This is a genomic window from Sphingomonas sp. Leaf23 (assembly GCF_001421585.1).
GTDB lineage: Bacteria > Pseudomonadota > Alphaproteobacteria > Sphingomonadales > Sphingomonadaceae > Sphingomonas.
Map to the genome: position 1 here is coordinate 251180 of NZ_LMKR01000001.1, position 13897 is coordinate 265076.

9 protein-coding genes and 1 tRNA gene are annotated in these 13897 nt (G+C 65.9%); 3 read left to right on the forward strand and 7 right to left on the reverse strand.

The features are described 5' to 3' along the window. Positions 1 to 21 precede the first annotated feature (21 nt). The 4 genes from glgC to ASE67_RS01230 form a co-directional block, all read right to left on the reverse strand. On the reverse strand, positions 22 to 1281 hold the full coding sequence (glgC, locus tag ASE67_RS01215; RefSeq protein WP_082456875.1) for a glucose-1-phosphate adenylyltransferase: 1260 nt from the start codon (positions 1279 to 1281) through the stop codon (positions 22 to 24). Between the two features lie 22 nt (positions 1282 to 1303). Further along, complete coding sequence (glgB, locus tag ASE67_RS01220) at positions 1304 to 3454, reverse strand: 1,4-alpha-glucan branching protein GlgB (protein WP_055756051.1); 2151 nt, start codon at positions 3452 to 3454, stop codon at positions 1304 to 1306. Next, positions 3451 to 5880 carry a glycogen/starch/alpha-glucan phosphorylase gene (locus ASE67_RS01225; protein WP_055756053.1) on the reverse strand — a complete coding sequence of 810 codons (2430 nt, stop codon included), beginning with the start codon at positions 5878 to 5880 and terminating at the stop codon, positions 3451 to 3453. Before ASE67_RS01225 ends, glgB begins: the two co-directional genes overlap by 4 nt. A 104-nt stretch (positions 5881 to 5984) precedes the next feature. After that, positions 5985 to 6947, reverse strand: a complete 963-nt coding sequence (locus ASE67_RS01230) for an alpha/beta hydrolase (protein WP_055756055.1) — start codon at positions 6945 to 6947, stop codon at positions 5985 to 5987. 163 nt (positions 6948 to 7110) lie between these two features. Here ASE67_RS01230 and ASE67_RS01235 point away from each other — a divergent pair, with 163 nt between their 5' ends. Continuing rightward, complete coding sequence (locus tag ASE67_RS01235; RefSeq protein WP_055756057.1) at positions 7111 to 7965, forward strand: fumarylacetoacetate hydrolase family protein; 855 nt, start codon at positions 7111 to 7113, stop codon at positions 7963 to 7965. A 39-nt stretch (positions 7966 to 8004) separates the two neighbouring features. Here ASE67_RS01235 and ASE67_RS01240 read toward each other — a convergent pair whose 3' ends face one another. Further along, complete coding sequence (locus ASE67_RS01240; RefSeq protein ID WP_055756059.1) at positions 8005 to 8457, reverse strand: tRNA (cytidine(34)-2'-O)-methyltransferase; 453 nt, start codon at positions 8455 to 8457, stop codon at positions 8005 to 8007. A 79-nt stretch (positions 8458 to 8536) separates the two neighbouring features. Beyond that, positions 8537 to 8626 (reverse strand) — tRNA-Ser (locus tag ASE67_RS01245). Positions 8627 to 8758: 132 nt separating this feature from the next. Here ASE67_RS01245 and hspQ point away from each other — a divergent pair. Then, entirely contained in the window at positions 8759 to 9133 is a 375-nt protein-coding gene (gene hspQ, locus ASE67_RS01250; RefSeq protein ID WP_055756062.1) for a heat shock protein HspQ, read from the forward strand. 13 nt (positions 9134 to 9146) lie between these two features. Here the strand turns inward: hspQ and ASE67_RS01255 are convergent, their stop codons facing one another. Continuing rightward, positions 9147 to 11597, reverse strand: a complete 2451-nt coding sequence (locus ASE67_RS01255) for a sulfite reductase flavoprotein subunit alpha (protein ID WP_055756063.1) — start codon at positions 11595 to 11597, stop codon at positions 9147 to 9149. 88 nt (positions 11598 to 11685) lie between these two features. Between ASE67_RS01255 and ASE67_RS01260 the strand changes: the two genes are divergently transcribed. After that, on the forward strand, positions 11686 to 13893 hold the full coding sequence (locus ASE67_RS01260) for a TonB-dependent receptor (protein WP_055756065.1): 2208 nt from the start codon (positions 11686 to 11688) through the stop codon (positions 13891 to 13893). Positions 13894 to 13897 lie beyond the last annotated feature (4 nt).

Below are 13897 nucleotides of genomic sequence, written 5' to 3' on the forward strand. Positions count from 1 at the left end.
GGAGGATATGGATCGGCTGCATCAAACCTCCAGCCGGTCGATCATCGGTTGGGTAATCAGGCAGATGCCACGTTCCGTGCGGCGGAAGCGATGGCCGTCGAGCAGCGGGTCCTCGCCGATCACCAGCCCGTCGGGAATGGTGACGCCGGCATCGACCACGCAACGGGTCAGCCGCGCATTCCGCCCGATCCGGGTCATCGGCAGGATTACCGATTCGTCGATGCTGCTGAAGCTGTGCGCGCGGACCCCGGTGCTCAGCAGGCTGCGATGGACGGTCGATCCCGACACGATGCAGTCGCCCGCGACCAGGCTCGACACCGCGCTGCCGCGCCGTCCGTCGATATCATGGACGAACTTGGCCGGCGGGGTGATTTCCGAATAGGTCCAGAGCGGCCAGCTGCGGTCGTACAGGTCCAGTTGCGGTACGACATCGGTCAGATCGATGTTCGCTTCCCAATAGGCATCGACCGTGCCGACATCGCGCCAATAGGCACGCGGCTCTTCCGGGCTACGAACGCAGGAGGAAGAGAAACGGTGTGCCTGCGCATGGCCATGTTCGACCAGCCAGGGGATCAGGTCCTTGCCGAAATCGCGGCTCGACCCTTCCGCATCCGCATCGCGGCGGAGCTGATCGAACAGCAACTTGGTGCGGAAGACGTAGATGCCGAGGCTGGCGAGGGCCATGTCGGGATTGCCGGGGATCGCCGGCGGGTCTTTCGGTTTTTCGACGAAATCGATGATCCGGTCGTTCGCATCGACATGCATGACGCCGAACCCGACCGCCTCGGCACGCGGCACCTCCATGCAGGCGACGGTCACGTCGGCACCGGTGTCAACATGCTGCTGGAGCATGAGTTCATAGTCCATCTTGTAGATATGGTCCCCGGCTAGGATGACCATATACTCCGGACCATAGCTCTGGATGATGTCGATATTCTGGAACACCGCGTCGGCAGTGCCTTCATACCATTGGAACTCGCTGATCCGCTGGCTGGCGGGCAGAATATCGAAGCTCTCGTTGCGTTCGGGGCGCAGGAAGTTCCAGCCGCGCTGGAGGTGGCGGATCAGGCTGTGCGCCTTGTACTGCGTCGCCACGCCGATGCGGCGGATGCCCGAATTGATCGCATTCGACAGCGCGAAGTCGATGATCCGGCTCTTGCCCCCGAAATAGACCGCCGGCTTGGCACGGGTGTCGGTCATCTCGAACAGGCGGCTACCCCGGCCGCCCGCCAATACATAGGCCATGGCGTCACGCGCCAATGGTTGTCCTCGCCTCTCCACGCAGTACTCTCCCCCAAAAAACTTACGCGTTATATTCGAACCACATTGTCGCCAGCGGCGGCAGGGTCAGCGTAACCGTGCCGTCGGCAGCGGTAACCGCGCCCAGATTGCCGATGCCGCCACCGCCATAGACGGGCGCGTCGCTGTTCAGCACTTCGCGCCACGTTCCATTCGCCGACACCGGCACGCGGTATCCCTCGCGCACTACCGGCGTCAGGTTGCTGACGACCAGTACCGGCGCCTCGCCCGGTGCGCGGCGTTCCCATGCAAAGACCGAATTGGCCGCATCGTCGACTACCGCCCAGCAGAAGCCGTCGCCCTCGCAATCGCGCGCATGCAATGCCGGTGTATCGCGATACAGCCGGTTGAGATCGCGGATCAGCGTGGCGATACCGCGATGTGCGGGCGCCTCCATCAATTCCCAATCGAGCGCGCGCTCTTCCGACCATTCGCGGCGCTGGGCGAACTCCTGTCCCATGAACAGCAGCTTCTTGCCCGGATAGCCCCACATCAGCGCGTAATAGGCGCGCAGGTTGGCGAATTTCTGCCAATCGTCACCGGCCATCTTGGTCAGCAACGATCCCTTGCCATGCACCACTTCGTCATGGCTCAGCGGCAGGACGAAATTCTCGCTGAAGGCATAGGTAAGGCCGAAGGTGATTTCATCATGATGGTGCGCCCGGTGCACCGGCTCGCGCGCCATGTAGGCGAGCGTGTCGTGCATGAAGCCCATGTTCCATTTGAACCCGAAGCCCAGGCCGCCTTCATGGGCCGGTTTCGACACGCCGGGCCACGAGGTCGATTCCTCGGCAATGGTGAAGAAGCCGGGATGTTCGCGGTATACAGCGCGGTTGGTGTCGCGGAGGAACTCGACCGCTTCCCAATTCTCGCGCCCGCCATCGGCGTTCGGAATCCATTCGCCGGCTTTGCGCGAATAGTCGCGATATAGCATTGATGCGACCGCATCGACCCGCAGGCCATCGACATGATAGCGTTCGGCCCAGAACAGTGCGTTGTTCATCAGGAACTGCGACACCTCACGGCGACCGAAATTGTAGATCGCGGTGTTCCAGTCGGGATGAAAGCCCAGCCGCGGATCTTCATGTTCGTAGAGCGCGGTGCCGTCGAAGCGCGCCAGGCCATGCGCGTCGGTCGGAAAATGCGCCGGCACCCAGTCGAGCAGCACGCCGACCCCGGCCTTGTGCGCGCCATCGACGAACCGCGCGAACCCGGCCGGATCGCCGAACCGGGCGGACGGGGCGTAGAGGCCGGTCGTCTGATATCCCCATGATGGATCGTAGGGATGTTCGCTGACGGGTAAGAATTCGATATGGGTGAACCCCATTTCGACGACATAGGGGATCAGCCGGTCGGCCAGCTGGTCCCACGGCAGGAACCAGCCATCGTCGCCACGCTGCCAACTGCCGGCATGGACTTCGTAGATCGAGATCGGCACGCGGCGTGCATCGATCGATGCCCAGTGCTCGCGGTGCGCCGCGTCGCGCCAGTCATGGTCGAGCGGGGCGGCGGTGCGCGATGCGGTGGCCGGGCGCAGCTCGCTTTCGAAGGCGAACGGATCGGCCTTGTGTGGCAGGCGCTCGCCATCCGCACCGATGATCGCGAATTTATACGCCTGACCCGGCCCCACATCGGGCAGGAAGATTTCCCACACGCCGACATCGCTCCGCCGCCGCATCGGATGGCGCTTGGCATCCCACATATTCCAGTCGCCGACGACGCTGACGACCTGAGCATTGGGCGCCCAGACGGCGAAGTGCATGCCGTCCGCGCCCTCATGCCGGATCGGATGCGCGCCCAGCTTGTCGTGGAGGCGCAGATGCGTGCCTTCCGCCAGCAGGAAATCGTCCGTCGGCCCCAGCACCGGGCCGAATGAATAGGGGTCCTTCACCCACCATTCGCCGCCGCCGCCACGCGCGTAATACCAGAGCGGCTGGGGCGGCGCGTCGACCACCCCCTCGACGATACCGTCGCCGACGGGCTTGAGCTCGCCCAGCACCTTGCCCGACAGGTCGTGGGCCAGCACCTTCTGCGCACCGGGCAACCACGCACGCACGAACGTGCCCGCCGGCCCGGCATGGGGACCGAGCAGCGCAAATGGATCGGCATGACGCCCGCCGAGCAGCGCGGCGATGGCGTCGTCGCCGGGCGTCACATCACGTTCCAGATGTCACGCGCATATTCGCCGATCGTGCGGTCGGACGAGAACCAGCCGACCCCGCCGACATTGCGGATCGCGCTGGCATTCCACCCGGCGCGGTCGCTCCAGCGGGCGTCGATCTGTCGCTGCGCCTGCGCATAGCTGTCGAAGTCGGCACAGCACAGGAACCAGTCGCTATTCTCCAGCCCGTCGATCAGCCCGGCATAGCGGGTGGGGTCGTCATGGCTGAACACCCCGCCCTTGATCGCCGACAGCGCCTGTTGCAGCTCAGGCGAGGCGGCGATCGCCTCGCGCGGGTCGTAACCATTGCCACGCTTTTCGGCGACCTCGTCGGCGGTCAGGCCGAAGATGACGATGTCGTCGGCGCCGACATGGTCGCGGATTTCGACGTTCGCACCGTCCAGCGTGCCGATGGTCAGCGCGCCGTTCAGCGCCAGCTTCATGTTGCCGGTGCCCGATGCCTCCATCCCCGCGGTGCTGATCTGTTCGGACAGGTCGGCGGCGGGCATGATGAGTTCGGCCAGCGACACATTGTAGTTCGGCACGAACGCCACGCGCAGCAGCCCGCGCACCGCCGGATCGGCATTGACCCGTCGCGCGACGTCGTTCGCCAGTTTGATGATGAGCTTGGCATTGTGATAGCTCGACGCTGCCTTCCCCGCGAACAGTTTTACCCGCGGGGTCCAGTCCCGGTCGGGATGGCTGCGAATCTGGTCGTACAGCGCGACCGTCTCGAGGATGTTGAGCAGCTGGCGCTTATATTCGTGGATGCGCTTCACCTGCACGTCGAACATCGCGTCGGGGTCCAGCCGGACGCCCATTACCTCGCGCAGATGCTGCGACAGACGGACCTTGTTCGCCCGCTTCACCGCCTCGAACTTTTCGCGGAACGCCGCGTCGGCGGCGAAGGGCTTCAGGTCGGCGAGCTTGATCGCATCGTCGAGGAACGCCTCGCCGATCGCCTCGCGGATCAGCGACGTCAGCCCCGGATTGCTCTCGAACAGCCAGCGGCGCGGCGTGATGCCGTTGGTCTTGTTGTTGATCCGGTCTGGATAGAGGCGGTGCAGGTCGGCGAACACCGTCTGCTTCATCAGGTCGGTGTGCAGCGCGGCGACGCCGTTGACGCTGTGGCTGCCGGTGAACGCCAGGTTCGCCATGCGCACCCGCCGCTCGCCGCCCTCGTCGATCAGGCTGATCGCGGCGATCGCGCCATCGTCCTGCCCCTGTGCCCGTGCCTCGCGCAACACCTTCGCATTGATCGCATAGACGATCTGCATGTGGCGCGGCAGCAGCCGTTCGAACAGCGGCAGCGGCCAGCTTTCCAGCGCCTCGGGCAGCAGCGTGTGGTTGGTATAGCCGAACGTCGCCTTGGTAATCTCCCACGCGCCGTCGAAATCGAGTGCATGGTCGTCGATCAGGATGCGCATCAACTCGGCGACCGACACCGCGGGATGGGTATCGTTCAGCTGGATCGCGGCCTTGTCGGGCAGGGTGCGGATGTCGCCGAAATACTGGACGTGGCGGCGCACGATGTCCTGTATCGATGCCGAGGAGAAGAAATACTCCTGCCGCAGCCGCAACTCCTGTCCCGCCGGGGTAGAATCCGCCGGATACAGCACGCGGACCAGCGTATCGGCGCGGACCGACGCCGCCAGCGCGCCCTCATGGTCGCCGGCGTTGAACCGGTCGAGCCGGATCGGATCACGCGCCCGCGCGGTCCACAGGCGCAGGGTGTTTACTCGCGCCCCGCGCCACCCGATCACCGGCGTGTCGACCGCAACCGCCTCGACACTTTCGCCCGGCATCCAGTGGATGTCGCCATTCTCGTCGCCGACGACTTCACCGCCGAAGCCGATGCGATAGGCACTTTCGCGGCGTTCGAATTCCCACGGATTGCCGTGGCGCAGCCAGGTTTCGGGCAGTTCGACCTGCCAACCATTGTCGATCCGTTGGCGGAACATGCCGTTCACATAGCGGATGCCATAGCCATAGGCAGGCAGGTCGAGGCTCGCGAGGCTTTCCATGAAACACGCCGCCAACCGGCCGAGACCACCGTTGCCGAGCGCCGCGTCGGGTTCCTCGCCCTCCAGATCGGCGAGGTTGACGCCGAGCGAGGTCAGCGCCTCGCGCACTTCGTCGGTGCGCGACAGGTTCGCCATCGCATCACGCAGCAGCCGCCCGATCAGGAATTCGAGGCTTAGATAATAGACCCGCTTGGCACCGGCGGCATGGGCCTGCTTGCTCGACGCCATCCAGCGTTCGATGATGTCGTTGCGCACGGTCAGGATGGTCGCGGCCAGCCAGTCGTGCGGCAGCGCGGCCTGCGCATCCTTGCCGATCCGGTGGACCAGCGTTTCGAGGATGGCATCGGCAAGGGGCGGCGTGGTCGGAGCAACGGCGGCAAGGGCAGGCTGGGTCACGCGGATTCCTCGAAACGGGATACGAACGACAGTATCGAATGTCGAACGCTTGTCACGCGCAATACGTATGCGCGAACCGGGTCGTTCCGGTGACAGTCAAATCCTTATAAACCGTGTCGTCTGGCCCATTCGAGGAACAGGGCGGTCCATGGCGCGGCGCGGCCGTCGCGCAATACGCCGAAGCCATGCCCGCCCAGCTCCGGCAGATACGCCTCCGCGGCGACCTTCGACCGGCGCAGCGCGGCAAGCAGCGCGAGCGTATTGTCGACCGCGACGATGCCGTCGTCGATCGCATGGGTCAGGAAAGTGGGCGGACTGGCGGCGGTGATCCGCGCGTCGGTGCGGTAATAGGCGGCCTGTTCGGGCGGGGCGTTCGGGCCGAGCAGCTGGTCCTGTGATGCCCGATGGGTCCCGGCGGCCCCCATCAACGCGACCGGATACAGCAGGCAAGCGATCCGCGCGCGCAGCGGCTGCGCGTCGATGGGATCGGCGGCGCGGTAGGTCGCATCGATCCGATAGGCGAGCATCGCCGCAAGGTGCCCGCCCGCCGAAAATCCCATCACCCCGATCCGATCCCGGTCGACGCCGTTCGCTGTCGCCTCCGCTCGGATGACCCGCAACGCCCGCTGCGCGTCCTGAAGCGGCGTATCGGGCCCACCGGCCCAGGGATCGCTCGGCAGACGATATTTCAGCAGATAGGCGTGATAGCCGCGATCGGCGAAGAACTGCAGCATATCGCGTCCGTCGTGCCCCACCGCCACCCGCCGATAGCCGCCGCCGGGGATCAGCAGGATCGCCGCGCCATTCGGCCGCAACGGCACGGCATGGGCCAGCGCCGGGGTGCGGACATGGACGAAGGCAGTATCGTCCGCCGGGCCGGTCGCCGATCGTGGCACTTCCTGCTCGACGACATGCACCGCCGCGCTGCCCGGCGGGCCGCTCGGCCAGATCGGGCGGAAGCGCAGCGGCGCAGCGGCCCGCGCCGGCAGCGTCGCGGCGAGGCCCGCTGCGACACCTCCGCCGATCAGGGCGCGGCGGCCCAATAAAGTGCCCGTGCCGGTCGTCATTCGCGTTCTCTGCCCATCCCCGTGGCCGTTACGCGGGCAACATGGCGGGCCGATGACTATCCGTCGAGGCCCGTCACCACCGCTTGACGTGGTTCGGGCGCGGAGCGAGGGGAAGCGACGAAACGGCACCGCGCGGGCGCTGCGAATCTTCGGGAGACGTGCAATGAAATTCTGTCGCTATGGGGAACGGGGCGCGGAAAAGCCGGGCGTGGTCGATGCCGATGGCCGCGTCCGCGACCTGTCGGGCGTGATCGACGACATCACCGTCGACACGATCCGCGACCTGTCGGTCGATATCGCCAGCCTGGCCGTAGTCGACGGTGCGCCCCGCCATGGTGTGCCGATCAAGGGGATCGGCAAGATCGTGGCGATCGGCCTGAACTATGCCGACCATGCCGCCGAATCGAACCTGCCAGTGCCGAGCGAACCGATGATGTTCATGAAGGCGCTGTCGTCGCTGACCGGCCCGAACGACGAGGTGATGCTGCCGCGCGGATCGACCCATGCCGACTGGGAAGTCGAACTGGCCATCGTGATCGGCAAGACCGCACGCTATGTCAGCAAGGAGGACGCGCTTGCCCACGTCGCCGGCTACACCATCGCCAATGATGTGTCGGAACGCTTCAACCAGAAGCAGCGCGGCACGCAATGGTCGAAGGGGAAGGGGCATGACAGCTTTTGCCCGGTTGGCCCGTGGCTGGTGACCCCCGACGAGATTGCCGATCCGCAGGACCTCGCCATGTTCCTCGACGTGAACGGCGAACGGATGCAGACCGGGAACACTCGCACGATGATCTTCGACGTGGCCGAGCTGATTTCCTATGTCAGCGAATATATCACCCTCTATCCCGGCGACCTGATGATTACCGGCACCCCGCCGGGCGTGGGTGAGGGCAAGAAGCCGCAATCGATCTATCTGAAGGCCGGCGACACGATGACGCTCGGCATCGCCGGGCTGGGCGAACAGACGCAGCAGGTCGTCGAATGGCGCCATCTGGGCGACGCCGTTCTGGGGTGACGGGGCAGGGGCGCCGGTCGCGGGACCGGCGCCCTCTTTTTATTTCGGCAGCGCGTCGGTCTGGCGCAGCGCCTCGCCCAGCGCCAGTGCGGCGGCAGTGGCGAGATTCATCGAGCGGACCTCTGCCCGGATTGGCAGGCGCAGGCCGATGTCGCAGCGATCGGCGACGCCTTGCGGCACGCCCGCGCTTTCCTTGCCGAACAGCAGCACGTCGTCGGCCTCGAACCGGAAGTCATAGGCGGACCGCGTCGCCTTGGTCGTGAAGAGGATCAGCCGCGCGCCGGCCCGCGCCGCCTGGAACGCGGCGAAGTCGGCGTGGCGCGTTACCGACACATGGTCAATATAGTCCATGGCCGTCCGCCGCACGCGGCGATCGTCCCATGCAAAGCCCAGCGGCTCGATCAGGTCGACCGCGACGCCCAGACAGGCCCCCAGCCGCAGCACGGCCCCGACATTGCCCGCGATTTCGGGTTCATAAAGCGCGATACGCATCGCCGCTGCTTGGCGCGGACGAACGCGATGCGCAAGCGGCCCGTTGCAGGGCGGCGCGTGGTTCGGACTGTCAGGTAAGTGGCGGAGAGGGAGGGATTCGAACCCTCGGTACCCGTAAAGGCACGCCGCATTTCGAGTGCGGTACAATCGACCACTCTGCCACCTCTCCGCAGAGGTTTTCCGCTCATATGCCGTGTTTGACGCGGCACGTTGGTCAGCGAGGGAGGCCGGTTAGCCCAAGGATTCGGGATGTGCAAGCGCATCCTTGCTGCAAACGCACATCGACCCTAGATTATTTTGCATGAAGGCCATTTCTGCCCCGCTGCTCGACCTTGGTACCCCGTTGCCGCCGATCGCCCATGCCCGTTTCTCGATCGGGGAGGTCGTGCGTCACCGGCTGTTCGATTTTCGCGGGGTCGTGTTCGATATCGATCCGGTCTTTGCGAACAGCGAGGAATGGTATGAATCGATCCCCGCCGATGCGCGGCCGCGGAAGGACCAGCCCTTCTACCACCTGCTCGCCGAAAATGCCGAGGCGAGCTATGTCGCCTATGTCAGCCAGCAGAACCTGATCGTCGACGACAGCGAGGAGCCGGTCGACCATCCCGCGATCCGGGGGCTGTTCGACGATTACGCCGATGGCCGCTACCAGTTGCGCCACGAACACCGGCATTGAGGGGCGGCACCGTTCAATAGATATCCCGGCGATAGCGACCGTCGCCGAGCATCTCCTCCAGCAGCGATTCGCCGAGGATCGTGGCCAGCGCGGCATGGACGCCGGGCGCCATGCCCTGCACGCTGCCGCAGACATAGATCGCCCCGCCGGCATCGATCGCCGACCGAATCGCGTCCGCATGCGCCCCCACGGCATCCTGCACATAGCGATAGCCGCCCGGCCGGCGTGACCAGGCAATGTGCTGGTCGGCGAGGACACCCGCATCGCATAGCGCCTGTCGCTCGTCGGCGAGGAAGTCGTCCTGCGCAGGATGCCGCTCACCCCAATAGAGCGTCGCCGGAGCGCCTCCCAATGCCGCGCGGTGGCGCAGATGGGCGAGGAGGCCGGCAAGACCGGTCCCGTTGCCGATCACGATCAACGGGATGTTGTTGTCGGCGGGCGGGTGGAACGCCGGGTTCGATCGCACCCGCGCCTGCACGATACCGCCAAGCGGTGCGCCATGGCACAGCCAGCCCGATCCCAGCCCGTCAAAGCCGTCGCTCGCCGTGCAGCGCCGGACGATCAGCTCGACCCGGCCCGATTCGGCGATCGACGCGATCGAATATTCGCGGTGCCCGATCGGCTTGCGGGTGGCGACGTCGCCCGCACCGGTCGGCAGGATGCTGGTCATCAGCATCGCGCGATTGTCGGAGGTATCGGCCAGACCGGTCGCGGCCAGATAGGCATCGACCCTCCGCACATCCTGCTGCGGCAGGATTTCGATGATATCGCCGGGCATCCACTGGGCGGCGTTCGCGACCGGTGCCAGCGTAATCTGCCACGCCTCGCCCCCTAGGCTGCCGGAGTTCAGCAGGCGGCGGTCGACCAGCCGCCAGTCCTCCATCGCGGCGGGGGCCCAATCGGGCTGATCGGTACGCCCGCCAAGCCCGGCCAGCTGGTGCTGCCATTGGCGCTGCGCATCGTCATCGTTGCCGTCCGCCTCCACCGCGTCGAAGAGGCGGGTGGCGCCGTGGTCGTGCAGCCAGCGATCGACCCGGTGGCCGAAGGCGCAGAACTCGGCATATTCGCGGTCGCCGAGCGCCATGACGGCATAGTCGAGATGCGACAGGTCGGGCGCATCGCGCTCCATCGTCCGGGCAAACCCCCGCGCATTGTCGGGCGGCTCGCCCTCGCCATAGGTGCTGGCGACGACGAACAACCGGCTGGCGCGCGCCAGCGTGGCATGGTCGAGCGATGTGATCGGCAGCGCGGCGGCGTGGGGCAGGGCGTCGGCGGTCAGCCGGGCGATACGCTCGGCCGATCCGGTCTGGCTGGCATAGGCGACCAGCGTCGTTGCCTGTTCGACGGGCACGTCGGTGGCATCGGCGACGACCTGTGCCAGCGCCGCCTTGCGCCGGCGACGCGCGAAATAGAGCAGGAAGCCGGTGATGGTGAACAGCGGCATGGTCAGGCTGGCCAGCAGCATCGCGATCCGCCCGACGATCCCGAAATAGGCACCGCGATGGATTTCGAACACGCTGGTGACGATATCCTCGCCCAGCGGCCGGGTAGCATAGGGCTGATCGTCGATCACTGCGCCGGTTCTGCCGTCGATGGTCAGTTCGTCGCTTACCCGGTCGTGCCGCGCATCCGGCAGCTTGGCGCGGAACTGCACCTCGCCATAGTCGCGCACGCTCATCGTAATGCGATCATAGGAACGACCGCCGGTCGCGCGGACGAAGCCGTCCCATGCGCGCGCCAGATCGACCGGTGCGTCCTTTGGCCCGTCATGTTTTTCGGTCGGCGCTTCGGCGACCAGCAACGCACGGACGCCCTGTCGATACCAGTCGTACGACCACCACAGCCCGGTAAAGCCGCTGACGAGGTAGAAGAGCAGCACCCAGCCGCCGATGACGGCATGCAGCATCCGGTAAAGGTTGCGCCCGGTCTTGCGCAGGTCGAGTACGAACCAGTTGCGCCAGTCGAGCGGACGCTTGGGCCAGCGCAGATACAGGCCGGACAGCGCGAAATAGATCAGCGCGATCGCCGAAAAGCCGGTGATCTGCCGCCCGATCCCGTTGCCTTCGCCCGGTAGCGCCAGCCAGCGATGCAGGTGCTCGACGACCTCCAGCACCTCCGCCCCGCGCGGTTCGCCGAGCAGGGTGCCGGTAAACGGGTCGACCCGCTCGACCACGCGGTCCTTTGACGGGCCCCGCTGATAGGACACCGTGGTCATCTCGCGGGGCACGGTCGGAATGGTGAGGCGGCTGATCTTTGCGTTGGGACGCTGACGCTTAACCTGCGCGATCAATTGCGGCACCGTCAGGCGCTGCGCCGAGACCGCCGCCGGACGGTCGCGGTTCAGGGCTGCCAGGATTTCCGGCTCGAAACTCAGCGTCGCACCGGTCACGCCCATCACCGCCAGCACGAGGCCGGCGGTGATGCCGAGGAACCAGTGAATCTGAAACAGGATGTTCCGGGTCATGCGGCAGGCTCAAACAGACTTGATATTGATAATGGATCGCGTTAGCGGCGCGACAGTTCGGGGTCAATATTACGCAAGGGAAATGACAATGGGGTGGAACACGCGCCTGCCGTTGATGGCAAGTGTAGCGGGTCTGGCGCTGCTGGCGATACCAGCGATGGCGCAGGGCACCGACCCGGCGTCGCCCACCGCCGAAGCCCCGCCGGCCGACGAAGAGATCGTCGTTACCGCCGCGCGTACCATCCTGCCGCCCAATGCGCTGCCGCTGACCATCGACATCCTCGACAAGCAGGCGATTGACCAGCAGATCGCGATATCGGGCAGCATCACCGATGCCGTCGCGACACTGACCCCAAGCTTTTCGCCCACGCGCGGCAAATTGTCGGGCGCGGGGGAGACGCTGCGCGGACGCTCGCCACTCTATGCGATCAACGGCATTCCGCAGACGACCCCCTTGCGCGACGGCAGCCGCGACGGCTTCACCATCGATGGCTTCTTCATCGATCGGGTCGAGCTGATCTATGGATCGAACGCGTTGCAGGGCGTCGGCGGCACCGGCGGTATCGTCAACCAGGTGACGGTTGGCGCCCCGCGACAGGAGGGTGTCAGCGGTCGCGCGCTGGTGCAGGGCACGGCATCGGACGGGTTCGAGCGTGATGGCGTCGGTGGCAAGGTCGCCGGGCTGGTCCAATCGAAATCGGGCCGGTTCGATGCCACGATCGGGGCCAGCCATGAACGGCGCGGCGCGTTCTATGACGCGCAAGACCGGCGGGTCGGCATCAACCTGACGCAAGGCGAAACGCAGGGTTCGCGTGCGACCGATTATTTTGCGCGGCTGGGGATGGAGGTCGGCGCGACCGGGCGGCTCGACCTGATCGCCAACCGGTTCGAGTTGAAGGGCGATGGCGACTATCTCGCGATCGCCGGCAATCGCCGCACCGGCGTGCCGACCAGCGCGGTGCGCGGAACCCCGCCGGGGCGGCCCGCCGCCAACCGCGCGGAAGCGCTGTCGCTATCCTACACCGACAGCGACGTGCTGGGCGGGAACCTGGTCACGCAGCTGTTCTTCAACCGCACCCACGACACCTTCGGCGGGGAGGTCGCGATCCAGGCGACGTTTCAGGACCCGGCGATCGCGCCGGTCGGCACGCTGTTCGACCAGTCGGAAAACCGCTCGCGCAAGCTGGGCGCAAAGGCGAGCTATGAACGCGCCGTGCCGGGGTTCGAGGCACTGGTCGCGACCATCGGGTTCGACGCGCTGTTCGACAAGACCGAGCAGCGGCTGATCGCCACCAACCGCATCTGGGTGCCGCCCGCCGATTTCCGCAGCCTTGCGCCGTTCGTGCAAGGCAATCTGAAGCTTGCCGACGGGCTGGTCCGCGTGGCGGGCGGTGCCCGGTGGGAGAATGTGCAGGTCCGCATCGACGATTTCCGCACGCTGGCATCGACCACCTATGACGGCAGGAATGCGCGGACCTATGCCGGCGTCGCTGTGACCGGCGGCACGCCCAAATTCAGCGACGTGCTGTTCAATGGCGGGCTGATCGTCGAGCCGCTGACCGGGGTGCGCGCCTATGCCAGCTATGCGCAAGGCTTCACCATGGCCGATATCGGGCGCATCACCCGCGCGATTTCGACGCCGGGCGTCCGGCTGGACAGTTTCCTCGACATCCAGCCGGTCGTGTCGAACAATCGGGAGGTCGGCGTCGAGGTGAAGCGCGGGCCACTGGACGCCGGCGCGACCTATTTCTGGTCTTCGAGCGACCGGGGGCAATTGCTGGTCGCGCAGGGCAACGGCATCTTCGAGGTGCAGCGCCAGCGCGTCCAGATCGAGGGGCTGGAGGTGAACCTGGCGGTGCAGACGCCGCTGCCCGGCCTCCGCGTCTCGACCGGCTATGCCCATATCCTCGGCCGCTATGACAGCGACCGTAGCCCGGCGGATGGCGTGGTCGATACCGATCTGGACGGGACCAATATCTCCCCCGACCGGCTGAACCTTACCGCCGATCTGGCAACCGGGCCGGTGACGGCGCGGGTGCAGACGCAATTCTATCTGTCGCGCAACTTCCGGGGGAAGGCGAACCCCAGCCCCGACAACAACTTCGGTGGCTATGACGTCACCGACGCGTCGATCCGGTACCAGACGAAGTTCGGCGGGCTGTCGCTCAGCGCGCAGAACATCTTTAACCGCTTCTATATCGACTATAGCAGCGACACCCGCCTGCCGAACGACAATTTCGCGTTCTTCGCCGGGCGCGGGCGGACGTTCACGCTGGGCTGGGACATGCGGTTCTGAGTCG

Excerpts from the sequence above, each read along its gene's own strand:
- ASE67_RS01255 (WP_055756063.1), bottom strand. The coding sequence starts at position 11,597 with ATGACCCGGAACATCCTGTTTCAGATTCACTGGTTCCTCGGCATCACC.
- ASE67_RS01240 (WP_055756059.1), bottom strand. The coding sequence starts at position 8,457 with ATGCGTATCGCGCTTTATGAACCCGAAATCGCGGGCAATGTCGGGGCC.
- hspQ (WP_055756062.1), top strand. The coding sequence starts at position 8,759 with ATGAAGGCCATTTCTGCCCCGCTGCTCGACCTTGGTACCCCGTTGCCG.
- ASE67_RS01230 (WP_055756055.1), bottom strand. The coding sequence starts at position 6,947 with ATGACGACCGGCACGGGCACTTTATTGGGCCGCCGCGCCCTGATCGGC.
- ASE67_RS01260 (WP_055756065.1), top strand. The coding sequence starts at position 11,686 with ATGGGGTGGAACACGCGCCTGCCGTTGATGGCAAGTGTAGCGGGTCTG.
- ASE67_RS01235 (WP_055756057.1), top strand. The coding sequence starts at position 7,111 with ATGAAATTCTGTCGCTATGGGGAACGGGGCGCGGAAAAGCCGGGCGTG.